General features: G+C 50.7%; 33 protein-coding genes. 26 read left to right on the top strand and 7 right to left on the bottom strand.

From position 1 onward, the window contains the following. The first annotated feature begins 9 nt into the window (after positions 1 to 9). The 9 genes from IDSA_RS11260 to IDSA_RS11220 all read left to right on the top strand — a co-directional run bounded on the left by IDSA_RS11260 (position 10) and on the right by IDSA_RS11220 (position 7,036). The gene (locus IDSA_RS11260) at positions 10 to 519 is read left to right on the top strand and encodes a hypothetical protein (protein ID WP_126760595.1); all 510 of its coding nucleotides are present in this window, start codon (positions 10 to 12) and stop codon (positions 517 to 519) included. 183 nt (positions 520 to 702) lie between these two features. Then, positions 703 to 1,449 carry a CpaB family protein gene (locus IDSA_RS11255; RefSeq protein ID WP_034777077.1) on the top strand — a complete coding sequence of 249 codons (747 nt, stop codon included), beginning with the start codon at positions 703 to 705 and terminating at the stop codon, positions 1,447 to 1,449. Next, positions 1,446 to 2,654 (top strand): type II and III secretion system protein family protein, encoded by a 1,209-nt coding sequence (locus IDSA_RS11925; RefSeq protein ID WP_051986250.1) that lies wholly within the window; start codon positions 1,446 to 1,448, stop codon positions 2,652 to 2,654. The genes IDSA_RS11255 and IDSA_RS11925 overlap by 4 nt, the downstream gene beginning before the upstream one ends. Position 2,655: 1 nt before the next feature. Further along, on the top strand, positions 2,656 to 3,837 hold the full coding sequence (locus IDSA_RS11245) for a CpaF family protein (protein WP_051986249.1): 1,182 nt from the start codon (positions 2,656 to 2,658) through the stop codon (positions 3,835 to 3,837). Beyond that, complete coding sequence (locus tag IDSA_RS11240; RefSeq protein WP_157980785.1) at positions 3,834 to 4,691, top strand: type II secretion system F family protein; 858 nt, start codon at positions 3,834 to 3,836, stop codon at positions 4,689 to 4,691. Before IDSA_RS11245 ends, IDSA_RS11240 begins: the two co-directional genes overlap by 4 nt. A gap of 49 nt (positions 4,692 to 4,740) precedes the next feature. Beyond that, entirely contained in the window at positions 4,741 to 5,475 is a 735-nt protein-coding gene (locus IDSA_RS11920) for a type II secretion system F family protein (RefSeq protein WP_157980784.1), read from the top strand. Between the two features lie 2 nt (positions 5,476 to 5,477). After that, complete coding sequence (locus IDSA_RS11230) at positions 5,478 to 5,846, top strand: DUF192 domain-containing protein (RefSeq protein ID WP_051986246.1); 369 nt, start codon at positions 5,478 to 5,480, stop codon at positions 5,844 to 5,846. After that, the gene (locus tag IDSA_RS11225) at positions 5,839 to 6,330 is read left to right on the top strand and encodes a tetratricopeptide repeat protein (RefSeq protein ID WP_034777073.1); all 492 of its coding nucleotides are present in this window, start codon (positions 5,839 to 5,841) and stop codon (positions 6,328 to 6,330) included. The genes IDSA_RS11230 and IDSA_RS11225 overlap by 8 nt, the downstream gene beginning before the upstream one ends. Next, positions 6,317 to 7,036, top strand: coding sequence for a hypothetical protein (locus tag IDSA_RS11220; RefSeq protein ID WP_034777071.1), 720 nt, complete (start codon positions 6,317 to 6,319; stop codon positions 7,034 to 7,036). Before IDSA_RS11225 ends, IDSA_RS11220 begins: the two co-directional genes overlap by 14 nt. Here IDSA_RS11220 and IDSA_RS11215 read toward each other — a convergent pair. From IDSA_RS11215 to IDSA_RS11190, 6 genes are read right to left on the bottom strand one after another with little or no spacing between them, the layout of a single operon-like run. Then, the gene (locus tag IDSA_RS11215; RefSeq protein WP_034777069.1) at positions 7,033 to 7,398 is read right to left on the bottom strand and encodes a Na+/H+ antiporter subunit G; all 366 of its coding nucleotides are present in this window, start codon (positions 7,396 to 7,398) and stop codon (positions 7,033 to 7,035) included. The genes IDSA_RS11220 and IDSA_RS11215 overlap by 4 nt on opposite strands. Before the next feature lie 10 nt (positions 7,399 to 7,408). After that, positions 7,409 to 7,678 (bottom strand): K+/H+ antiporter subunit F, encoded by a 270-nt coding sequence (locus IDSA_RS11210; RefSeq protein WP_034777058.1) that lies wholly within the window; start codon positions 7,676 to 7,678, stop codon positions 7,409 to 7,411. Then, positions 7,672 to 8,160 carry a Na+/H+ antiporter subunit E gene (locus tag IDSA_RS11205; protein ID WP_034777056.1) on the bottom strand — a complete coding sequence of 163 codons (489 nt, stop codon included), beginning with the start codon at positions 8,158 to 8,160 and terminating at the stop codon, positions 7,672 to 7,674. Before IDSA_RS11205 ends, IDSA_RS11210 begins: the two co-directional genes overlap by 7 nt. Next, the gene (locus tag IDSA_RS11200; protein ID WP_034777054.1) at positions 8,153 to 9,673 is read right to left on the bottom strand and encodes a monovalent cation/H+ antiporter subunit D; all 1,521 of its coding nucleotides are present in this window, start codon (positions 9,671 to 9,673) and stop codon (positions 8,153 to 8,155) included. Before IDSA_RS11200 ends, IDSA_RS11205 begins: the two co-directional genes overlap by 8 nt. Beyond that, positions 9,673 to 10,017, bottom strand: a complete 345-nt coding sequence (locus IDSA_RS11195; protein ID WP_034777052.1) for a Na+/H+ antiporter subunit C — start codon at positions 10,015 to 10,017, stop codon at positions 9,673 to 9,675. The genes IDSA_RS11200 and IDSA_RS11195 overlap by 1 nt, the downstream gene beginning before the upstream one ends. Then, positions 10,017 to 12,806: a monovalent cation/H+ antiporter subunit A gene (locus IDSA_RS11190; RefSeq protein ID WP_034777050.1), complete on the bottom strand. Its 2,790-nt coding sequence runs from the start codon at positions 12,804 to 12,806 to the stop codon at positions 10,017 to 10,019. Before IDSA_RS11190 ends, IDSA_RS11195 begins: the two co-directional genes overlap by 1 nt. 384 nt (positions 12,807 to 13,190) lie before the next feature. Here IDSA_RS11190 and rplN point away from each other — a divergent pair, with 384 nt between their 5' ends. From rplN to rplQ, 17 genes are all read left to right on the top strand, one after another. Then, positions 13,191 to 13,559 carry a 50S ribosomal protein L14 gene (rplN, locus tag IDSA_RS11185; RefSeq protein WP_034777048.1) on the top strand — a complete coding sequence of 123 codons (369 nt, stop codon included), beginning with the start codon at positions 13,191 to 13,193 and terminating at the stop codon, positions 13,557 to 13,559. Between the two features lie 10 nt (positions 13,560 to 13,569). Further along, complete coding sequence (rplX, locus tag IDSA_RS11180; RefSeq protein ID WP_034777046.1) at positions 13,570 to 13,884, top strand: 50S ribosomal protein L24; 315 nt, start codon at positions 13,570 to 13,572, stop codon at positions 13,882 to 13,884. A gap of 20 nt (positions 13,885 to 13,904) precedes the next feature. Beyond that, positions 13,905 to 14,444, top strand: coding sequence for a 50S ribosomal protein L5 (rplE, locus tag IDSA_RS11175; protein ID WP_034777036.1), 540 nt, complete (start codon positions 13,905 to 13,907; stop codon positions 14,442 to 14,444). A gap of 11 nt (positions 14,445 to 14,455) precedes the next feature. After that, the gene (gene rpsN, locus IDSA_RS11170; protein WP_034777034.1) at positions 14,456 to 14,761 is read left to right on the top strand and encodes a 30S ribosomal protein S14; all 306 of its coding nucleotides are present in this window, start codon (positions 14,456 to 14,458) and stop codon (positions 14,759 to 14,761) included. A gap of 19 nt (positions 14,762 to 14,780) precedes the next feature. Then, entirely contained in the window at positions 14,781 to 15,173 is a 393-nt protein-coding gene (rpsH, locus tag IDSA_RS11165; RefSeq protein ID WP_034777032.1) for a 30S ribosomal protein S8, read from the top strand. A gap of 14 nt (positions 15,174 to 15,187) precedes the next feature. Then, positions 15,188 to 15,721 (top strand): 50S ribosomal protein L6, encoded by a 534-nt coding sequence (gene rplF / locus IDSA_RS11160; protein ID WP_034777030.1) that lies wholly within the window; start codon positions 15,188 to 15,190, stop codon positions 15,719 to 15,721. Between the two features lie 9 nt (positions 15,722 to 15,730). After that, a complete protein-coding gene (rplR, locus tag IDSA_RS11155) occupies positions 15,731 to 16,084 on the top strand; it encodes a 50S ribosomal protein L18 (RefSeq protein ID WP_034777029.1) in 354 nt (117 codons plus the stop codon). Between the two features lie 9 nt (positions 16,085 to 16,093). After that, entirely contained in the window at positions 16,094 to 16,600 is a 507-nt protein-coding gene (gene rpsE / locus IDSA_RS11150; protein WP_034777026.1) for a 30S ribosomal protein S5, read from the top strand. A 6-nt stretch (positions 16,601 to 16,606) separates the two neighbouring features. Beyond that, complete coding sequence (gene rpmD / locus IDSA_RS11145) at positions 16,607 to 16,789, top strand: 50S ribosomal protein L30 (RefSeq protein WP_034777024.1); 183 nt, start codon at positions 16,607 to 16,609, stop codon at positions 16,787 to 16,789. Positions 16,790 to 16,792: 3 nt separating this feature from the next. Beyond that, positions 16,793 to 17,227: a 50S ribosomal protein L15 gene (rplO, locus tag IDSA_RS11140; protein WP_034777022.1), complete on the top strand. Its 435-nt coding sequence runs from the start codon at positions 16,793 to 16,795 to the stop codon at positions 17,225 to 17,227. 5 nt (positions 17,228 to 17,232) lie between these two features. Then, complete coding sequence (secY, locus tag IDSA_RS11135) at positions 17,233 to 18,561, top strand: preprotein translocase subunit SecY (protein ID WP_034777020.1); 1,329 nt, start codon at positions 17,233 to 17,235, stop codon at positions 18,559 to 18,561. Positions 18,562 to 18,586: 25 nt separating this feature from the next. Beyond that, on the top strand, positions 18,587 to 18,700 hold the full coding sequence (rpmJ, locus tag IDSA_RS12060) for a 50S ribosomal protein L36 (protein WP_055439830.1): 114 nt from the start codon (positions 18,587 to 18,589) through the stop codon (positions 18,698 to 18,700). A gap of 128 nt (positions 18,701 to 18,828) precedes the next feature. Beyond that, entirely contained in the window at positions 18,829 to 19,185 is a 357-nt protein-coding gene (gene rpsM / locus IDSA_RS11130; RefSeq protein ID WP_034777018.1) for a 30S ribosomal protein S13, read from the top strand. A gap of 14 nt (positions 19,186 to 19,199) precedes the next feature. Further along, positions 19,200 to 19,589 (top strand): 30S ribosomal protein S11, encoded by a 390-nt coding sequence (gene rpsK / locus IDSA_RS11125; RefSeq protein ID WP_034777015.1) that lies wholly within the window; start codon positions 19,200 to 19,202, stop codon positions 19,587 to 19,589. Positions 19,590 to 19,619: 30 nt separating this feature from the next. Further along, positions 19,620 to 20,240: a 30S ribosomal protein S4 gene (rpsD, locus tag IDSA_RS11120; protein WP_034777013.1), complete on the top strand. Its 621-nt coding sequence runs from the start codon at positions 19,620 to 19,622 to the stop codon at positions 20,238 to 20,240. A 25-nt stretch (positions 20,241 to 20,265) separates the two neighbouring features. Beyond that, positions 20,266 to 21,255 carry a DNA-directed RNA polymerase subunit alpha gene (locus tag IDSA_RS11115; RefSeq protein WP_034777011.1) on the top strand — a complete coding sequence of 330 codons (990 nt, stop codon included), beginning with the start codon at positions 20,266 to 20,268 and terminating at the stop codon, positions 21,253 to 21,255. Between the two features lie 39 nt (positions 21,256 to 21,294). Continuing rightward, positions 21,295 to 21,696, top strand: a complete 402-nt coding sequence (gene rplQ, locus IDSA_RS11110) for a 50S ribosomal protein L17 (RefSeq protein ID WP_034777008.1) — start codon at positions 21,295 to 21,297, stop codon at positions 21,694 to 21,696. A 91-nt stretch (positions 21,697 to 21,787) separates the two neighbouring features. Here rplQ and IDSA_RS11105 read toward each other — a convergent pair whose 3' ends face one another. After that, the gene (locus tag IDSA_RS11105) at positions 21,788 to 22,576 is read right to left on the bottom strand and encodes a hypothetical protein (RefSeq protein WP_126760593.1); all 789 of its coding nucleotides are present in this window, start codon (positions 22,574 to 22,576) and stop codon (positions 21,788 to 21,790) included. Between the last annotated feature and the right edge of the window lie 133 nt (positions 22,577 to 22,709).

Below are 22,709 nucleotides of genomic sequence, written 5' to 3'. Positions count from 1 at the left end.
GCGGTGGATATGGCCATACCAGGTTGGGAATTCAGACTGATGGGCGAAAATCATAGCCGCACCATCTGGCAAATTACTGCTCCTTCAGTGCCTCAGATTGCGCCCTTAACTGAGTATCTGGATTGTGTACTGCAACAACAGATGGGGGCTATCTGGATCTGTGCTGCCGGTGATGATTTGTGGCTGTTTCAGCGGGATGATACCGGCTACTGGCTTACCCGAACCAAAGTCCGACCGCCTGCCGCTTCAGGGAACCATTATCCCGACTGGCTCGGTCAGTTGCTTTATGACACCGCGAGCGACGGGTTTGGGCTTGCCATTTTTCTAAGTTCACGCAGCGCCACCCAGGTATGGCAGTTTTTAAAGCTCCGTTTTGCTTATCGGGAGCCCAGGCTAAAAGAGGTACAACATGGACAGTTTCATATATTACTGCAAGCTCCCCGACAAGACATTCTGGTGCTCAGGCAGGCGGCTGACTATATCGTGGTGTTGCTCAGCAACCAGCCGTCAGCTGAATAATTTTAGGGGGCAGGCAGCGATTGAAGGACTATTGGCCGCCTTGATGCTGGCGCTAATACTCATAATACCGGTAACGTCGCAAGGTGAGAACTTACCGGAACTTATGGAACGATTGGTCGTGAGCTGGCGATTGTTTAATAGCTGGCTCTGGCAGAATATTTTGCTCCATCCGGTGGTGCAGTGATGAGCGGTAGCACCGTTAAAATAGGTTTGCGCTGGAAGCTCGTGGTGCTGCTGGTGCTCACTTTAGGGGCGGCATTGACCAGCTATCAGGCTATTCAACGCTATATTGCTGAACAAGCGCTGACGCGACAACAGGAACAACAACGCTATATGCAGGATATTCTGGTGCTCAGTACGGATTTGGATGCAGACACACGGGTTGAGCTTGCGCATTTGCAGCAGCGAAAATTTCCACCCAAATATGTTCAGGATAACTGGTTGCAGCCGCAGGATGCGACCAGCCTGATAGGACTCAGAACCAGTCGTTTTCTGGCGCGCGGCGAGCCCCTGACACTGGACAGTTTTAGTCACGATTACAGCAGGTTTTTTAGCCAGCGGCTGGCCCCCGGGCAATACGCAATAACGGCCAGTATCTCGGTTGAAAATTTACATCATGGCATGCTGGCAGTGGGCGATAAAGTCGCCATAGTGTCACCCAACTCAGTCAGTGCCGGGGACAAGCTGCTCGTTGTTACCGATGTGCCGGTGCTGGCACTGGACAATCTTCAGCATAGCCAGCCTGGTCAGAGCGCACTGGCAACTACCATTACTTTCAGTATGAGTGCAGAGCAAGCGATCCAATTTGAAAGCATCCGCGGCAGCGGTTTTCAAATTTGGCTGCAACATCCGCAACACGCTTACAGCAGCCTGACGATGCCGGTTCCGGCTCGTATTCATCAGATGCAACCGGTGAGGGATCAGGGATGAGATTTACCTCGACTTTACTGCTATTTCTTATCACTGCAGTCGCCAGGGCGGAGGCAACCGATTCACATACGCTGGTAACTGGTGATACTCAGGTACTCCGGCTGGAGTCGGTTGTTGATGTAGTGGTTGGCAATCCTGAAGTGATTGATGTGCGCTTGATTGAACCCAATCATCTGGCCATTTCGGCGTTACGTGAAGGGCAGAGCAAATTGGTACTAATTACTGACCAGGGTGAGCAAGTCAGTCGTGAAGTCAGGGTCCGCAATCAGCCTGACGTCGAACTCGAACTGACCATGGCTGCCCTGCAGCAAAGGATGCCCGCATTGCAGGTGATCGCTGAGCAAGGCTTTTATCTGCTGCAGGGCGAGGCCAGTAGCCGCTACCGTGATGAACTGCAGTCGCTCACGCAACGCTTTCCGCGGGTGCTACTGCAGGTGAACTTTACCGAAACCTATGACAGTCCGATGATTGAGCTCGAGGTGCGTATTGCTGAGATAAAACGTCAGCAAACCCGACACCTTGGTGTGCGCTGGCCACAACAGATTGGCGGGCCGCTGTTTTCCAGTGAGGCGGCCAGCGCTGTCAGCTTTCCGGTAGATGTTGCAACCACTATCGAATTGCTGGAGCGGGATGGCCACGCACGGCTGCTGGCGCAACCAACGCTGGCGGCTCATAGCGGTGGCAGCGCAGAATTTTTAGTTGGTGGAGAATTTCCGGTACCTCAGGTTCTGGCGCAGGGTCTGCAGGATGTCAGTTTTCGCGATTATGGTATTGCCTTAACCATGGCGCCGCATCTGCTGCCCAATAATCAGATTAAGACTGAGTTGACTGCAGAAATTAGTTCCATAGATCCGGCGACGTCGGTAAATGGCATCCCCGGGATACTGACGCGGCGGGTATCCTCAATGATTTCGGTAATGGCCGGCGAGTCTATTGTGTTGTCTGGCCTTATCAACCATGAGCAGTCCTGGCAGGCAGATCAATTTCCTGTCCTCCATCAGTTGCCCATACTAGGCCAGCTATTTTCATCATCGCAGTTTCGCGAAGCCGAGACCGAACTGGTGGTTATTGTTACTCCCACCTTGGCAAGTATGACCAAAAAGAAACGCAATCTTCAGCATCAGGCCAGTGAGTGGCGGGATGAATTTCGCTACGCAGTGGGCTGCGTAGGCCTTGTCGATGATGTTGCGCTGGGGGAGCAATAATATGAGTTCGGACAGCAAAGAAGAGCTTAAACATTATCTGCGCGCCCAACTGCAAAGAGCTGCCCATCATCAGCAGTTAAGCAACGCCGAGTTAGCGACTTATGCAAGTCAGCTATTGGCCAATTTTGTGACGGCCAAAGGCCAGGTAGTAACCGCGGAGCAAGAGCGAGAGATCCAGGAAGTCATTGATGACTGTCTGGGCCTTGGGCCTCTTGAAAAGCTGCTGGCTGATCCATCGGTCAGCGAAATAATGGTCAACGATTTTGCCACGGTCTTCGTTGAACGTGAGGGATGTCTGCAACGGAGCAGTACCTGTTTCACTGACGAAGCAAATTTACTGCGGGTTATCGATCGTATTGTATTGCCGCTAGGGCGGCGGCTGGACAGCGCTCAGCCGATGGTTGATGCGCGGCTACCGGACGGTTCGCGGGTAAATGCGGTGCTGGGGCCGCTGGCCACGCGCGGAACTTGCCTGACCATCCGCAAATTCAGTGTCAAAAATTTCCGAATCGGCGACCTGGTCGCTGCCGGGTCATTGAGCGCGGAGGCGGCTGATTACCTGGTAAAAGCAGTGGCTGCGCGGCGCAATATTTTGATTGCCGGAGGCACTGGTACCGGTAAAACAACCTTACTGAATGTATTAGCTACAGAGGTTCCGGCGGGACAACGGATAGTGACTATTGAGGATGCCGCTGAACTGCGATTGCAGCACGACAATTTAATCAGCCTTGAAGCTCGACCGGCCAATGCCGAAGGCAAAGGGCGGATAACCATTCGGGAGCTACTGGTTAACGCACTGCGGATGAGGCCTGATCGGATCATCATCGGCGAGTGCCGGGGTGCTGAAGCCATTGATATGCTGCAGGCCATGAATACCGGGCATGATGGCTCGCTGACCACCCTGCATGCCAATAGTCCGCGGGAAGCACTACAACGGCTGGAAGTTATGGTCATGATGTCAGGTATGGATATGCCACTACTGGCTATCCGCCAGCAAGTGGTATCGGCCATTCAGGTTGTTGTCCAAATTGTAAGGCGAGCCGACGGTAGTCGTGGCGTGGCAGAGATTTCCGAAGTGACTGGTATCGATGGCGGCAGCTACCAGCTCGCATCACTATTTAGCAGTTCCGCCGATAGGATCACGCCAACAGGCATTCCTTCCGAATGGATGGTACGGCGATGAACACCAGCTTACTGATTGTTTGCGGCCTGATTGCGCTGACAACCTTCCTGGTCGGGATGCTGATATTGTTGCTAAACCGTCATCAGGTCAGGCAGTTGCACGACGAACTTCGTGACGAAACGGAACAGACCCTGGCAGAGTTTCTGATCTATATGTCAGCTGGGCGCTTGTGGTTGATATCTGCGCTTATGCTGATGCCGCCAGCGCTGTTCATTGGCGTATGGTGGGATTTATCCGCAGCTTTAATGGGTTTAATGGCCTTTGCTGTTGCCATTCCCTGGCTGCGCCGTTGGCTGCTGATAAAACGTTATCAGCGGATTGGTGTTCAGCTTCCCGACTGTCTGCATATGGTTAGTAGTGCCATGGCCTCCGGCCTCAGCCTGCTACCAGCACTGGAACTGACAAGCAGTCAACTGCAGCGCCCGCTGCGCTCTGAGTTTATCTTACTGGTCCATCGCCTGAAACTTGGCGACGCGCTATCGCAGGCGCTCGATGATTTTTACCGACGCGTACCTACCGAGGCTGTACAGTTTTTTTGTCTCACGCTTACCTTGGGCATGCAGCATGGTGGGCAGCAGGTCGCTGTCTTACAACGTATGGCCACGGCGCTGCAGCAGCAACTTTATGCACGGGAACGATTACAAAGCCTGTCTGCGCAGGCGAGGATGCAGGGCAAGGTCATGTTCCTGTTGCCGATTGGTTTATTTTTTATTTTGCAGCGGCTGCACCCGGCTAATACCGACTTACTTACCGGCACCCGGCACGGCCAGATCATATTGGGTATTTGTCTGGTGCTTATGCTGATAGGGCATTTGCTGATCCGCAGGATCATGGGTAGTGGTCGTTATGAATGAACTGGTAATTCTAATTTGTACAGCGCTTGCGGGTGCGTTATGCATCTGGATGGCGATAGAAATTTACGGCTGGCTAACCGCTAGCGCCCGGCTGCTGAATTTCAGCGCGCGTATCTGTCAACGGCTGCCAGCGCCAGTACAAAAAATTATCCGTTATCAGTTAAACCGTAATATGACTGAGATGACGGCTGCCCAGTGGTTGCTGCAAAAAGCTTTCCAGTTGTTGGTGCTTATCCTGATTCTGCTGATCCCTTTTCACTGGTGGTTTCGCGGGTTATTGATCGGAGTACTCCTGGTCTATCTGCTTTATCAGTATCAGCAGCGGCGCGAATACAGACAAAAGTTATTAAAACAATGGCCCGCTACGCTGGATATGATAGCGATGTTGATCCATGCCGGGCTGTCATTTCGGGCAGTATTGCATACCATCGCTTCGCTGAGCGGCAATTCCGTAGCATTAGCGGAGATCGCCAGGGTCAATCGTCAGCAGCAAGCTGGCTTTAGTATTGAAGAAACCCTCGACGACTTATACAGCCGTATTCGGCATCCCTGGATACATCTGTTTACTGCCGCAGTAATACAGGCCCGGGCGGCTGGCGGTTCGTTAGCTGATACCCTGGAACAGCAAGCCAAGCAGGCACGTAATGCCCAGCTACTGGCGGCAGAAAAAAAAGCGCAGGAAGCCGCGGTGAAGCTATTGCTGCCCCTGTTGGTGTGTTTCTTCCCGGTCACATTTTTGTTAATTCTGGGCCCGGTTTTTTTGGGATTTCTACAAGGAGGTTAATCATGAAACAAGGACGTTTCATTCTTTACCATAACAATCACTGTTTATGGAACGATGTTTTGGTTATGGAATCGTTTCCCCAACGTTTGCTCGGTATGCTTCATCAATCAGGGATTCCGCGACAACGAGCCTATTGGTTCCCTCGCTGTTCCGCTATTCATAGCTGGGGTATGCGCTTTGCCATTGATGTTGTTGGCTTGAATAAGCAACAACAGATTGTCGCTGTTCACCGAAATATACAGCCTGGCCGGGTAATACATATCCCGGCCGCTGCTTCGGTTATTGAATGTGAGGCCGGCTATCCGTTACCGCTGGAAAGCTGGCAGGGTTTTAATCTGCAATTTATTCAGAAGGAAGTTACTTATGGGTAGGGTGCTGATGCTACTACTAATGGTAGCTGCTGGAGGCTGTGCGACTACCGGCTCGCCTGGCCAGGATCCCACCAACCAGAGCTCACTGAAAGCCGCAGAACTGGCTTATCGTCAGGGCGATTTGCACCTGGCGGAGGGCTTGTGGCGCGAAATTGTCGGCGACGAGGATGATCTGTCGCCGGGCTGGTGCTATCTGGGGCACATCAGCTTTCGTCAACATCGCTATGAAGAAGCGCTTAGCTCCTATCAACAGTGCCTTGATTTTCGTCAGCAGCAACCGGCTATCTGGCGGAATATGGCGGCCTTGCGTTTAAGGCAGGCCACCGAGCTACTGCTTACGGGCACCGCTTACCTGTCTGACAGCGGGGACACTGGTGAACAGCAACGGTTTAACCGGGAATACCGTAAGCTATTGCAACAGCTGATGGTGCTACAACAAGTCGATTCCAGGCTATTGCAGGACCTTGCTCATGTACCGGAGTAATGGTTTCGCGTTACCACTAGTTACTGCGCTCTTGGTCGTATTCTCCGGTGCCTGGCTTAATTATCACCCTGAAGGGCAGACTTTACGGGACTTGCGTAAAGCACAGCAGATACATCAGGAGCTGCTGTTCTGGCATCAGGGGGTATTGGCATACCGGAAAGATTATGGCTACTGGCCAGCGACCCTGACGAGTCTGTCAGGCGCTTATTCGCTTCCGCCTATACCTGCCTGGCTGCAAGGTTATCAGCAGCTGGGAAATTTCAGGTTTGTTATTCGTAATCTTACAGAAGATCAGCTGGCACACTTTTATGAACCGCTGGAACAAGTTGCTGAATATGATAATGGCGAATTAGTTATTAGTTTGCCGGCCCCCGGGACTGGTGCTGCCTCATCAAAAAAAGTTATGAGGGTAAGTACGCAACCGCCGGTAATGGAGGTGGCGCTGTCGTTAAATAATCAGATACTATTTAATATTCGCACGCTGGATAGCGATAGCCTCGGCGCAAACGAGATTAAAATTACGAACATAGTGAGCGACACTGCTATCGTCGATAATCTGGCTGTTGCCGATATCTATGGGCAGGACGTAGTAGCAAATGGTTTCTCACTGAACCAGCTCAGTGCCGATACGGCTGCACTGTATCAGGCACTGTGGAACTGTATGTACGTATCAGGCCATTGTTTGAAAGCGCGCAGTACCTTTTAGTCGGCTTCCCGGTCGGCATATTGCTCAGGTTTCTTTCTTAAATCCTGCGTGTTCGAAATCAACTTCAGGTGCAGGTGTAAGCCTGCTTTGGCCAGCAGGTGAGCACTAATAGGCGCCGTGAGAAACAGGAAAATAGCAATGAGCAGCTCATGGGCGCTGAAGTGGGTGGTAACCGAAAAATAAAGGCTGGAGCCGATAATGATCCCGCCCACGCCTAAGGTGGTGCTTTTAGTGGGAGCATGCAGGCGCGACATGAAGTCGGGTAAACGCACCAGACCGACCGAGCCGACAAAGGCAAAGCCCGCACCCAGTAATACAAAAAATGAAATCAGCCAGTCAGCCCAAACAGGTAGGGTAGCCATTAAGTTCTCCTCATTCGATGATGTCGCCGCGCAATAAGAACTTAGCTGCGGCCACCGTACCAATAAAGCCCAGCATCGCAATCAGCACGGCTGCTTCGAAATAGAACATGGTGTGATGCCAGATACCAAAGAGTATCAGCAACGCGAGCGAGTTAATGTAGATGGTATCAAGCGCCAGAATCCGGTCCGGTAAATCAGGGCCGCGGAACAGGCGCCAGATATTCAGCATCAGCGACAGTGCCATCAATAAAAACGCGATCTGTAAGGCATAAATTAACATTGGAAAATCTCCTTCAGCCGACGCTCATAGCGGTTTTTTATCTGTTCAATCATGGCTTCCGGATCCTGCACGTTAAGGCCGTGAATGAGCAGGGAGCGTCCGTCCCGGCTTACTTCCGCAGTAATAGTGCCCGGCGTCAGACTGATAGTACTCGCCAGAATAGTGGTCGGGATTTCGCCGGTGATATCCAGTGGGTATTCGATCAGCGCCGGTTTTACCTTGCGCTGGGGCAGCAGGATAATAGCGGCGATATTAAAGTTAGACAGAATAATATCGATGATTAATAACACGATATATTGTAAGGCTTTGAGCGGCCGGTGAAGCGTTAGCCGGAAGTCCCGTGCACGGTTGGTATACAAGGGAATCAGTAACGCAAACACTGCTCCCAGTACGATCAGGCCAGGCGTTATCGAGTTCTGCAACAACAACCAGAACACCAGCAGAAACAGGCTTAACCAGGGTGCCGGAATAAATTTACTCATGAGCCCCTCCCGATTGGTGTAATACCGTCGAAATATAAGACTGCGGATGCATCAGATCATGGGCAATAGCATCAGTATAGGCGCTGATGGGGCGTGCGAACAATGTCATCAGGACGGCGCCGCTGAGCAATAACGCCACCGCAACCAACTGGCCTGCGGGGCTCTTATCCTCTGCAGCTTTCCCTTCAAAGGTATGCCAGAACATCCGGCTGCCAGCGCGGGCCAGAGCAACCATCACCAGGAAGCTACTGAACAGCACCAGCGGCCATAAAAGAGCGACCTGTGCGCCGGTGCGGGCCGCTTCCAGAATAAATAACTTGCCGATAAATCCTGACAATGGCGGCATACCAATGACCGTAACGGCGGATATCAGGAATAACACACCCAGTAGCGCGTGTTGCGCCAGTTTACGTCCTTTAATTATGCGCGAAGCCGTTTTGCCACGTTGTTTGGCCATGATGTCCACCAACAGAAACAGCGCACCGGTAACCAGCGTGGAATGAAACAGATAGTACACGACCGCGCTGATAGCCCGCTCATTGCCCATACTAAAAGTTGTCAGCATAGTGCCTACTGATATTACCACCAGGTAGGAAATAACAAGTCGCAGGTCCCGGCTGCCGATAACGCCTATGCCGCCTATCGCCAGGGTTGCCAGGCCAAGCCACCACAGCCAGTCATAGCCCAGCATCGCCGCTTCGCCGGCACCGGCGCCGAATATCAGCGTAAATACCCGCAGAATGCCGTAAATACCAACTTTGGTCATAATAGCGAACAAGGCCGCCACGGTGCCGGTGGTCATGGCATAGGCCTGAGGAAGCCAGAAGTACAGTGGCAGAAGGGCTGCCTTAAGACCAAAAACTACCAGCAATAAGATACCGCCGGCGCGCGCTATAGTGGCATCGTCGCCAGTAAGGGCAGCCACTTTAACGGCCATGTCGGCCATGTTCAGGGTGCCGGTAATACCGTACAGCACGCCCAGGCTGATCAGGAAGATAGCCGAGCCGGTGAGATTAAGCAGGACATAATGCAAACAGGCCCGAAGCTTAAGTTTACCACCACCATGCATCAACAGGGCGTAACTGGAAATCAGCAGAATCTCGAAAAATACAAAGAGGTTGAATAAGTCGCCGGTCAGAAACGCGCCGATAATACCCACCAACTGAAACTGAAATAACGCCTGAAAATGGGAACCCAGATTATCTTCACCATGACAGGCGTAGATCAGCACAGGTAGCGCCAGTACAGCGGTAAGCAAAACCATCAGGGCCGACAGGCGGTCAGCGACCAGCACGATGCCGTAGGGAGCTTGCCAGCTACCGAGCGCATAAACCTGGGCGCCTTCGGTGCTGGTGATCAGTAGTAAGGCACTGACAACAAGCAGTACGCTGCATGACACCAAACCAATAATCCGGCGATAAAACTGCGGATTAGCGCCCCAGGGCAGCAGTTGCAACAACGCTGCCAGTAACGGAATCAGTATGGGTAAAATAACCAGATGTTGACTCAGCATTAACGGCTACCTTCTGAATCAGGATGGTTGGGTTCATTGACTTCATCGGAGCCTATCTCACCCCGCACCCGGACGGCCAGAATAATAGCGTAGGCAGTCATCGCGAAACCGATAACAATAGCGGTTAGCACCAGTGCCTGAGGCAAGGGGTCGGTATAAGTTTCACTCTTACCAATCAATGGCAGCTGATCTATCGCCAGGCGGCCACTGGAAAACAAAAACAGGTTAACCGCGTAGGACAGCATGGTGATGCCGATTACGATCGGAAACGACCGGCCCCGTAGTATAAGAAACACGCTGCAAGCGGTCAGAACGCCAACAGTGACTGCGTACAAAGTTTCCATTAATGTCCCTCCTGACGGGGTCTGTGGCGGGTGGTCATCTGGCCAAAGTTAGCCAGAATCATCAGTGTCGCACCAATAACTGTTAGATATACGCCTAAATCAAATAAAATAGCGGTAGCCAGCTCGAATTTGCCAACGATAGGCCACTCGACATAAGTAAAGGCTGAAGTCAGATAATTATGACCAAATACCCAGCTACCAAGACCAGTTAAGAAAGCAATCATCACGCCAACAGAGGTCAGCGTCTGATAGTTGTAATCAAAGCGGCTTTTCACCCAGTCCACACCATTTGCCATGTACTGCAGAATCATGGCCGCCGCAGTGACCAGGCCAGCGATAAAGCCGCCACCCGGCAAGTTGTGACCGCGCAGGAAGATATAAACCGAGACCATCAGTGCCAGCGACAAGATGGTTTGCGCGACGACCTGGACTAACAAAGGATGAGTGGTGCTATGCCAGGGACGTCCGTCGACATCGCTGGATGGCATAAAGGGCCGTAAATTATTAAGCAGTTTGTGAATGCCGGCCGCGGCAATTGCTAAGACCGTAATTTCGCCAAGGGTATCAAAACCACGGAAGTCGACCAGAATCACGTTGACTACGTTCGTACCGCCGCCTCCGGGTACTGAGTTTGCCAGGAAGAAGTCGGAAATGGTATTCGCTGGCCGGGTTAGCAACGCGTAGTTCAGGGTACCAACAACGCCCCCAACAAAACCTGCCAGTAGTACGTCACGCGCTACCCGGCGTCCACTCGAGGCCCGCGGGATCCGCTGCGGCATAAAAAACAACGCCAGAATCATCAGCAGAATACTAACCACTTCAACCACGAGCTGGGTCATTGCCAGGTCGGCGGCTGAGAAGCGAATGAATACCAGACTGACCAGCAAGCCCACTACTGACAACATCATCAGTGAGGTAAGCCGCTGGCGATGGAATATCGCTGTACCAAAAGCGGCGAGTATCAGCGCGATGGAGCCAATCATACTGATAAAGTCTACTGGCAGCTGCGGACGATCGCCGGTGAGCGCCTTAATTTTAAACAGTTCAGGGATAACAAAAACCAGGCAGATAACCAGTAGCGCGGCGATATAACGCTGCAGTGAGCCGGTTTCGATACGCTGCATGAACGCATCGCTTAAAGTCGTAGTGCGTTTTACCAGGCGAGCAAAGATCTCTTTGGCATCGTGGTGATCAAACTGCCGGTTAAAAGTAAATAGCTCGTCCCGGCCAATATAGATGCCGATACCACCGGCAATTGCAAAAGCGCTCATGAGCAAGGGGATATTGAAGCCGTGCCAGATCGCAATGTCAATCTCGCCAACAGTTCCCGACACTGCGGCCAGCGCCGGCTCCAGCAAGCCTGATACCATCAGCATCGGCGCCACGCCAACCAGTATACACAGCGCCGCCAGGATAATGACCGGCGCTCGCATCATCAGCGGCGGCTCATGCGGATCTTTAGGTAAATCTTTGGCCGGCTCCTGGAAAAACACGTCATGCACGAAGCGGATTGAGTAGGCGACGGATAACATCCCGCCTAAGGTCGCTAACACCGGCACCAGCCAGGACAAACCGCCAAAAAGATCCTGTTGATAGCTTTCGGTAAAGAACATCTCCTTCGACAGAAAACCGTTGAATAAGGGCAGGCCAGCCATTGCCGCCGAGGTGATAACTGCCAGTACCATAGTAAATGGCATGGCTTTGCGCAGGCCGCTGAGCTTACGCATATCCCGGCTGCCGGTTTCATGGTCAATAATACCTGAGATCATGAACAGACCGGCTTTAAAAGTCGCGTGGTTAAGTATGTGGAACAGCGCGGCTAGCAGAGCACCGCGACTACCGAGCCCAAGCAGCATCGTGATTAAGCCCAGATGGCTGATGGTAGAGAATGCCAGCAATCCTTTCAGGTCGGTCTTTAACAGCGCAAAATAAGCGCCAAATAGCAGGGTCGCCAGACCAGTAAGCGTCACTATGATGAACCATTCCGGCGTGCCACCCAGTACCGGGAACAGCCGGGCCATCAGGAAGATACCGGCTTTTACCATGGTGGCTGAGTGCAGGTAGGCACTGACCGGGGTTGGCGCCGCCATCGCATGGGGCAGCCAGAACTGGAAAGGGAACTGGGCAGACTTGGTAAAAGCCCCCAGTAATACCAGTAACAGGGCTGGCAGGTAAAGCTCGTGTTCGCGAATTTGGTCGGCAGCGGCGAATACCGCATCCAGCTGATAACTGCCGGCAATGTTACCGATTAATAAGATGCCGGCCAGTAGCGCCAGACCACCGCCGCCAGTAACCGCCAGCGCCATGCGCGCGCCACGGCGGGCATTGCTTTGATGAAACCAGTAACCAATAAGTAAGAACGACGAAATACTGGTCAGCTCCCAGAACAGCCACATCAGGATCAGGTTGTCAGCCGTGACAATACCCAGCATGGATCCCATAAATAGCAGTAAATAGGCGAAAAACCGGGGGCTGTCGTCGCGGCTACTCAGATAATAGTGAGCATAAATCACAATCAATATACCGATGCCCAGTATCAGACCGGCAAACAGCAGTGATAAGCCATCTAAGCGGATGGCAAAGTGCAGGCCGAGGTCAGGTAGCCATGGCACCATCAACTGCGGCACCTCGCCGTTTAAAGTCGCTGGCGCGGCAAGTAACAGTATGGTCAGGCTGGCTAAAGTTACTAACGCTGCACTGCTGGTAATCCATATTCTGGTTTTATGCCGCAATAAGAGCGGTAACAGAGCACCGAAAAACGGTAACAAAACAATAGCTGCTAGATTCATGAGAACCCTTATGTCGGTATCTGATACGAATCATTCAAAAGTTGATGGATTTGAATTTACCATTTAGCTCTGCCGCTTGCCAACTGAATCGGTCGCAGCCCGCACGGTGTCTGACGTATCAGCCAGTGGATCAGCGACTATATAAATAAGTAGAGGGAAGGGGCTTTAGACTGGTCGCGAATGATGTATAATTGACCACCTGCGATTAAGTCCTGCACGGTGGATCCGGATGAATCCGATGCTGCCGCAATTATTTCCTTCTCGCACTACCATCGCCAAAATATATCTGTTACAATTCGCCGCCCTTTTATATGGGGAAAGTCTTGTAAAAAGACACATCGACTCGAGAGAGTCTTGTTTTTATTAATTAAGCGGAGCACTGCAATGATCCAAATGCAAACTACACTGGAAGTGGCCGATAACTCGGGCGCCCGCAGCGTACAATGTATTAAGGTTCTGGGTGGGTCGCACCGCCGTTACGCGAATATCGGCGACATCATCAAAGTTTCTGTTAAAGAAGCGATTCCTCGCGGAAAAGTGAAGAAAGGTGATGTTGTTAACGCGGTGGTCGTTCGCACCAGGAAAGGTGTCCGTCGTCAAGACGGGTCAGTCATTCGTTTTGACCGCAACGCGGCTGTTTTGTTGAACAATAACAAACAACCCATTGGCACTCGTATCTTTGGACCGGTGACTCGTGAATTGCGCTCTGAGCAATTTATGAAGATTGTTTCGCTGGCACCAGAAGTACTGTAAGGAGTCAGTTATGGCGGCAAAAATTAAACGTGATGACGAAGTAGTAGTCCTGGCAGGTAAAGACAAAGGTAAGCGCGGTAAAGTGCTGAAAGTCGATACCACCTCAAACCGTGCTTTCGTTGAAGGCGTTAATATCGTGAAGAAACATCAGAAGCCAAATCCGGCCCTTGGTGTAGCTGGCGGTATTATTGAGCAGGAAGCTCCTGTTCACGCATCCAACCTGGCGGTTTATAACCCAGAGACTGGTAAAGCAGATCGTGTTGGTTTCCGAATTGAAGATGGCAAGAAAGTTCGCGTCTTCAAATCTAACAACGCAATCATTTAATTTTAATTTGGAGTTTTACGATGGCGAAACTGCATGATTTTTACAAAGAATCAGTAGTTCCTGAACTGGTTAAACAGTTCGGCTACAACAGCGTCATGCAAGTCCCTCGGATTGAAAAAATCACCCTGAATATGGGTGTTGGTGAAGCACTGGCTGACAAAAAGATTCTCGACAACGCGGCAGCAGACCTGGAAGCAATTGCAGGTCAGCGTCCAGTTAAAACCGTTGCTCGTAAATCTGTCGCTGGCTTCAAGATCCGTGAAGGCTACCCGATTGGCTGTAAAGTGACTCTGCGTGGCGAGCGCATGTGGGACTTCCTGCAACGTCTCGTTTCGATCGCAATCCCGCGGGTTCGTGATTTCCGTGGGTTGAATCCGAAATCTTTCGATGGTCGTGGAAACTACAGTATGGGCGTACGTGAGCAGATTATCTTTCCCGAAATCGACTATGACAAAGTCGACAAGATTCGTGGTCTGGACATCACTATCACCACTACTGCTGGCACTGATGACGAAGCTCGCGCTTTGCTCGCTGCCTTTAGCTTCCCGTTCAAGAAGTAAGGTGTAGAGTTATGGCAAAAGAGTCAATGAAAATGCGTGAGCATAAGCGTACCAAGCTTGTGGAAAAGTACGCAGAGAAACGCATCGCACTGAAAAAAGTGATCAGTGATCCGACGACGTCGGATGAAGATCGTTGGGAAGCTGTGCTCAAATTACAGAGCCTGCCCCGCGATTCGAGCCCTGTTCGTCAGCGTAACCGCTGTCGTGTAACGGGCCGCCCTCACGGTTTTCTCCGTAAATTTGGCATGAGCCGGATTAAAGTACGTGAGAAAGCGATGCGCGGTGAAATTCCTGGCTTGAAAAAAGCTAGCTGGTAAGCCACGGGAGAAAGCTAATATGAGCATGCAAGATCCAATTGCGGATATGTTTACTCGCATCCGTAACGCTCAGGGTGCAAACAAAGTGACCGTGCGCATGCCTGCTTCTAAGAAAAAACTGGCTATTGCTCAGGTTTTGAAAGAAGAAGGTTACATCGCGGATTTCAGTGTTTCTGGTGAAGTGAAAGCTGAACTGGAAGTCGTGCTGAAGTACTTTGAAGGTAGTCCTGTTATAGAATCAATTGAGCGCGTCAGTCGCCCGGGTTTGCGTATCTATAAGAAACGCAACGAACTGCCTACAGTTATGGGTGGTTTAGGTGTGGCTGTTGTCTCAACTTCCAAAGGGCTGATGACCGACCGTGCCGCTCGCAAAGCGGGTCTTGGCGGTGAAGTCATTGGCTATGTCGCGTAACCAGGAGGTAGGAAATGTCACGTGTTGCTAAAGCACCCATTACCATTCCTGCTGGCGTTGAAATTACGCTGAACGGTCAGGAAGTTACAATTAAAGGTGCCAAAGGCTCGTTGAGCCTTGTAGTTAACGATGCAGTTGAACTCGTAAAAGAAGACAACGAACTGCGTACCCATGCCCGCGAAGGAGTTGCTAACTCTTCTGCTCAGGCTGGTACCGCGCGCTCGTTACTACAAAACATGGTGGTTGGTGTTGCTCAGGGTTATGAGCGTAAGTTACAGCTGGTTGGTGTTGGTTACCGTGCAAATACTGCGGGCCAGAAACTAAACCTGACGCTGGGCTTCTCTCATCCTGTTGAATTCGATATCCCGCAGGGAATCACTATCGAAGTTCCAACACAAACTGAAGTTGTCGTTAAAGGTGTAGACAAGCAATTAGTCGGTCAAGTTGCCGCTAATATTCGCGCATACCGTAAGCCAGAGCCTTATAAAGGCAAGGGCGTTCGTTATGCCGATGAGCAAGTGCGCCGTAAAGAAGCCAAGAAAAAGTAAGGTAGGACGATGGACAAGAAAACAGCTCGCTTACGTCGCTCAACTCGCAGCCGTAAGAAAATGCAAGAGTTGGGTGCAAACCGCCTGGTCGTTCACCGTACACCACGGCATATTTACGCCCAGCTGATTGCACCGAACGGTTCTGAAGTACTGGCAGCTGCCTCAACTGCAGAAAAAGCTATTCGTGACCAGGTTAAAGGTACTGGTAACGTCGATGCTGCAAAAGTAGTTGGTAAGCTGATTGCTGAACGGTCGATTGAAAAAGGCGTTAACAGCGTCGCTTTTGATCGGAGTGGTTTTAGATACCACGGTCGCGTAGCCGCTTTAGCTGACGCAGCTCGTGAAGCTGGACTTCAGTTCTAGGAGACGAACATGGCAAATGCAAATGTAGAAGCTCAAAACAGTGACCTGCAAGAAAAGCTGATCACAGTGAACCGTGTAGCAAAAGTAGTTAAAGGTGGTCGTATCTTTAGCTTCACTGCACTCACTGTTGTTGGTGATGGTCAGGGTAAAGTAGGGTTTGGTTACGGTAAAGCACGCGAAGTTCCGGCTGCTATTCAAAAAGCAATGGAAAAAGCGCGTCGCAATATGGTGACCGTTGAGCTGAAAGGCGACACCCTGCAGCATCCTGTAAAAGGCCGTCATTCAGGCTCACAGGTTTTTATGCAGCCAGCTTCTGAAGGTACAGGTATCATCGCCGGTGGCGCGATGCGTGCAGTACTGGAAGTTGCCGGTGTACACAACGTGCTTTCAAAAGCATATGGTTCAACCAACCCAATCAACGTTGTCCGGGCGACCATTAAGGCGCTTAACAACATGAAGTCGCCTGAGCAAGTGGCGGCGAAGCGTGGATTGCGCGTTGAAGAAATTTTGGGGTAGTGAACAATGGCGAAAAAGACAATCAAAGTAACACAGACGCGTAGCTCAATCGGCCGTTTGCCGAAGCATAAGGCTACTCTACGTGGTTTGGGTCTGCGCCGTATTGGTCACATGGTCGAGCTGGAAGATACCCCAGCCGTCCGTGGCATGGTGAACCAAGTCACTTACATGGTAAAGGTGGAGGATTAAGCAATGTTTTTAAACACTATCTCCCCTGCGCCTGGTGCTAAGACCAACAAAAAGCGTCTCGGACGTGGTATTGGTTCAGGCCTGGGTAAAACTGGTGGACGCGGTCATAAAGGTCAGACATCACGTTCTGGCGGTACCGTGAAGCCAGGTTTCGAAGGCGGCCAAATGCCAATCCAACGGCGTCTGCCGAAGTTTGGTTTTACTTCACGCAAGTCACTTGTGACTGGCGAAGTAAACCTGGCTGAGATTGCAAAAGTTGCTGGTGATACCGTAACTTTGGCTGCTTTGAAAGAAGCAGGTTTGATTCGTAACGACATTCTGAACGTAAAAGTCATTAAGTCGGGCGAAATCAACCGAGCCGTTACAGTTCAAGGCATCAAGGTCACCAAAGGCGCCCGCGAAGCTATTGAAGCTGCTGGCGGCAAAATCGAAGGATAGAGCAAATGGCTAAACCAGGATTGGAATCTAATAGAGCTCAAGGTGGCACGTCGGAACTTAAACGTCGACTGCTGTTTGTACTCGGCGCGTTAATCGTGTTCCGCGCGGGCTCCTTTGTGCCGATTCCTGGTATAGATGCCGCTGTACTGGCGCAATTATTCGATCAGCAAAGAGACACCATCGTTGCCATGTTTAACATGTTCAGCGGTGGCGCACTCGAGCGTGCTTCGGTATTTGCGTTAGGTATTATGCCGTACATTTCGGCCTCGATTATCATGCAGCTGGCGTCGGTGGTTCACCCACGCTTAGCAGAACTGAAGAAAGAGGGCGAAGCAGGCCGGCGTAAGATCGCACAGTACACGCGTTGGGGTACGCTGATACTCGCAACGTTCCAATCTATTGGTATAGCTACTGGCTTGCCAAATCTAATGCCGGGTCTGGTTATTGATCCGAGCTTTGGATTTTACTTCACAGCGATAGTTAGTTTGGTCACTGGTACCATGTTCTTGATGTGGTTAGGTGAGCAGATTACTGAGCGTGGGATTGGTAACGGTATCTCTATTCTCATATTCACCGGTATTGTTGCGGGCTTACCGTCGGCCATTGGTCAGACGGCGGAGCAAGCGCGGCAAGGTGATTTACATTTATTACTGTTATTGCTGATTGGTGTGATTGTGTTAGCAGTGACCTACTTTGTGGTGTTTGTCGAACGTGGCCAACGTCGCATTGTAGTGAACTACGCGAAACGCCAGCAGGGCCGTAAGGTTTTTGCTGCACAGAGTACGCACCTGCCATTGAAAGTGAATATGGCTGGTGTTATTCCTCCAATCTTTGCATCGAGCATTATTTTGTTCCCGGGCACTATGGCAACCTGGTTCGGCCAGGGCGAAGGTGCGGTAGCAAACTTCCTGCAGGAGCTGGCACTGACGTTATCGCCAGGCCAACCTCTGTATGTGATGCTTTATGCAGCGGCAATTATATTCTTCTGTTTCTTCTATACCGCGTTGGTATTTAACCCACGCGAGACAGCAGATAACCTGAAGAAGTCAGGCGCGTTCATTCCGGGTATTCGCCCAGGTGAACAAACCTCACGATACATTGATAAAGTAATGACCCGGCTAACGCTTGCAGGCGCGCTATACATTACCTTTGTCTGTTTAGTTCCTGAGTTCATGATGATTGCCTGGAACGTACAATTCTATTTTGGTGGTACGTCCCTGTTGATTATTGTTGTAGTTATTATGGACTTTATGGCGCAGGTCCAGACGCATCTGATGTCACATCAGTATGATTCGGTCCTGAAAAAAGCTAACCTGAAAGGCTACGGCCGCTAAGGTTGGATAATTACGGAGTGTTGCAATGAAAGTTCGTGCTTCCGTGAAGAAAATCTGCCGTAACTGTAAAGTTATCAAGCGCAACGGTGTTGTGCGTGTAATTTGCAGTGACCCTAAGCACAAACAGCGGCAAGGTTAATTCGATGAAGAAGTCCGCGGCCAAAAAATATTTTGGCTGCGGCTTTGATATGTTTGCAATCAGGCGACCGGTTGAGTATCCTAACGGGCTTTTCAGCTGGTGACCCATAAACTAAAGGAGACGTGTTAGTGGCCCGTATCGCTGGCATTAACGTTCCTGACAATAAGCATGCAGTCATTGCCCTGACTGCGATCTATGGTATCGGGCGTACTCGTTCACAGCATATTTTAGCTGCGACCGGTATCCCAGAAGATACTAAGATCGGCTCTTTGTCAGAAGAAAAATTAGACGAGCTTCGTGAAGCAGTAGGTAAATTTGCTGTGGAAGGCGATCTTCGCCGCGAAGTTTCAATGAACATCAAACGCTTGATGGACCTCGGATGTTACCGTGGCCTTCGTCATCGTCGTGGCTTGCCTCTACGTGGACAGCGCACTAAAACAAATGCGCGCACCCGTAAAGGTCCGCGTAAACCTATTCGTAAATAAGGGGGGAGTGAGATATGGCTAAAACACCAACTCGTTCTCGTAAACGCGTTAAAAAGCAAGTCGCAGATGGCATGGCTCATATCCATGCGTCTTTTAATAACACCATTGTGACTATCACCGATCGGCAGGGTAATGCTCTGTCATGGGCGACAGCTGGTGGTTCTGGTTTCCGTGGTTCACGTAAATCAACCCCGTTTGCAGCCCAGGTTGCAGCTGAGCGTGCAGGTGAAATGGCAAAGGAATACGGTTTGAAAAACCTTGAAGTGTTCGTTAAGGGCCCAGGCCCTGGCCGCGAATCATCAATTCGTGCGTTGAACGCGGTAGGTTATCGCATCACTAATATTACTGATGTGACACCGATTCCTCACAACGGATGTCGTCCGCCTAAGAAACGTCGCGTTTAATAGGCGTCATACGATAGTTGGAGAAAGATCATGGCTAGATATTTGGGTCCAAAACTCAAACTGAGTCGTCGCGAAGGAACAGACTTGTTCCTCAAGAGCGGCGTCCGTGCAATCGAGACAAAATGTAAGCTCGAGAGCGCACCGGGTCAGCATGGCGCACGTCGTGGCCGTCTGTCTGACTACGGTTTACAGTTACGTGAAAAGCAAAAAGTTCGTCGTATGTACGGCGTATTGGAAAAGCAATTCCGTAACTATTACAAAGAAGCTGCCCGTATTAAAGGCAACACTGGTGAGAATTTGCTGCAACTGCTTGAGCAACGCCTGGATAACGTCGTATACCGTATGGGATTCGCGTCTACCCGTGCAGAAGCTCGTCAGCTGGTCAGCCACAAAGCAGTGGTAGTGAACGGCCAGGTAGTCAACATTCCGTCGTTCAAAGTTCGTCCTGAAGATGTTGTGTCTGTTCGTGAAAAAGCGAAGAAGCAGGCGCGTATCGCAGCAGCACTGGAACTCGCTGATCAGCGTGAAAAGCCAGTGTGGATAGAAGTAGACGGTAGCAAACTGGAAGGCCAATTCAAACGCTTGCCAGAGCGCACAGACTTGTCTGCTGAAATTAACGAACAGTTGATCGTAGAGCTTTACTCTAAGTAAAGCTTAAGCATAAAGAGAGGACACAATGCAGGGTTCTGTTACCGAATTCCTAAAGCCAAGGCTAGTCGATATTGAACAAATCAGCCCGACTCACGCAAAGGTGACGTTGGAGCCTCTTGAGCGTGGCTTTGGTCACACGCTGGGCAATGCTCTGCGCCGTATCTTACTTTCGTCAATGCCAGGTTGTGCAGTGACTGAAGTAGAGATCAACGGAGTACAGCACGAGTACAGCAGTAAAGAGGGCGTTCAGGAAGATATCATCGAAATACTGTTGAACCTGAAAGGTTTGGCGGTACGCATGGAAGGCAAAGATGAAGCTAAACTGACCTTGAAAAAATCCGGAGCAGGCCCTGTCTTGGCTGGCGACATTACCCATGATGGTGATGTTGAAATCGTCAACCCGGACCACCTCATTTGCACCTTAACAGGTGATACTGAAATCGAAATGATGATTTTGGTAGAGCGTGGTCGTGGTTACGTTCCAGCTACGGCACGTCAGTCTGCTGACGATGAAGAACGTCCAATCGGTCGTTTACTTGTAGACGCTTCGTTCAGTCCGGTCGAGCGTATTGCTTACAACGTAGATTCTGCGCGTGTAGAGCAACGTACTGACCTGGATAAACTGGTTATCGACATGGAAACCAATGGCACTTTGGATCCCGAAGAAGCCATTCGCCGTGCAGCAACGATTCTGGCTGAACAGCTGGAAGCCTTTGTTGAACTGCGTGATATGAGCGAGCCGGAAGAGAAAGAAGAAAAACCAGAATTCGATCCGATTCTGTTACGTCCGGTAGACGATTTGGAATTAACTGTGCGTTCTGCGAACTGTTTAAAAGCAGAAGCTATTCAGTACATTGGTGACTTAGTGCAGCGTACTGAGGTTGAGTTGTTAAAGACTCCTAACCTTGGTAAAAAGTCGCTGACCGAAATCAAGGATGTGCTTGCATCACGTGGTTTGTCTCTGGGCATGCGCCTGGAGAACTGGCCGCCAGCAAGCCTTGCTGATCGCGACTAAGTTCATCTTTTACAGAGAATTACTGAGAAGGGTATAGGTATGCGCCATCGTAAGAGTGGTCGTCAACTCAACCGCAACAGCAGTCATCGCAAAGCGATGTTCAGCAATATGGCAAGCTCACTGGTTCGTCACGAAGTGATTAAAACCACGCTGCCAAAAGCGAAAGAACTGCGTCGCGTCGTCGAGCCGCTAATCACATTAGCGAAGCAAGATAGCGTAGCTAACCGCCGTTTGGCGTTTGCTCGCACTCGCGATAAAGATGTTGTCGGTAAACTGTTCAGCGAGCTTGGCCCGCGTTATCAAGAACGCCCAGGTGGTTACACTCGAATTCTGAAGTGTGGCTTCCGGAGCGGAGACAACGCGCCAATGGCTTATGTTGAATTGGTTGATCGTCCAGATGTAGATGCTACTGAAACTGAAGAAGTGGCAGTAGAGGAATAAGTTAAGGTGCAGCTTCGGCTGCGCTGAGACAAAATAAAAAGCCGGCCTGCTTATGCAGTGCCGGCTTTTTTAATGCTTGCCTGTAGCGGTATCAGTTGATGAGTTGATTCAGTTCCTGATCAGAGATGCCGTAGTTTTGTGCGACAGCTTGCAGGCGGTCGTAGCTGATACCGGCGCGATGAGCACCCCGCAGGGTTTGTTCGATACGCTGACGGCGACTGGTATTTTCAGTTAGTGTGCTGTCAGTAGTTTCTTTGCCAACCAGATCACCCACCAGGGTAGTAATATAATTGCCAAGAGCTGGTGCGGCTTCAAGTATAGTCTGAACGATCAATTCTAACTGACCTGGCTGCTCGTTGCTGACTTTGGTCAGAATGCTCTGTGCCATCTGAGGCTCAGCACGGACTGCTACGCGGATCAAGTTTTCCAGATGCGTATCGTTCTGTTCGCTGACCGTAGCAACAATATCATCGGCATAGCTGGGTTCAGCTTCAACGGCTACCCGTACGATATCCGCAGGATCGGCAACGCCCATATTCAGTGCCATGGTGACGATATCGCGGGTGAACGCCGGTTCGGCATCAATAGCCGCGCGAATCAGGTGCTGATAACTACTTGGGTAACGATCGAAAGCGGTATACATAATGGCTTCGACATGTTGCGGGTAGTTACTTAAAAGGACGCGCACTGTGCGGGTGTGTGAAAAGTTACGCTTAGCATAATAGCGGAACATCCTCTCGTATGTTTGCGACAGGCGCTTATTCCGCTCGTCCAGTTGATAGTTTTCTGGCGATACGGGTTTTACTAAAGGGGGCTCTTTCGCACTAACAGACGTGCTTACTAGTAATGCTGTTGCCAGCACTCCGGCAATAATCTTCATTGGCGCACCATTTATAGTTAGTCTTTAACAAAGTTGGTAAGGACTGTTTTCCTGACCTTATCAGGGTTTATAGACCATAGATAGGTAAAGATCGTTCAATTTGATTACAAAATAAGCAAACGATCAGTTTAGG

Origin of the sequence: Pseudidiomarina salinarum (assembly GCF_000753715.1) — a bacterium.
GTDB classification, from domain to species: domain Bacteria; phylum Pseudomonadota; class Gammaproteobacteria; order Enterobacterales; family Alteromonadaceae; genus Pseudidiomarina; species Pseudidiomarina salinarum.
This window is presented reverse-complemented; position numbering and strand designations above follow the sequence as displayed.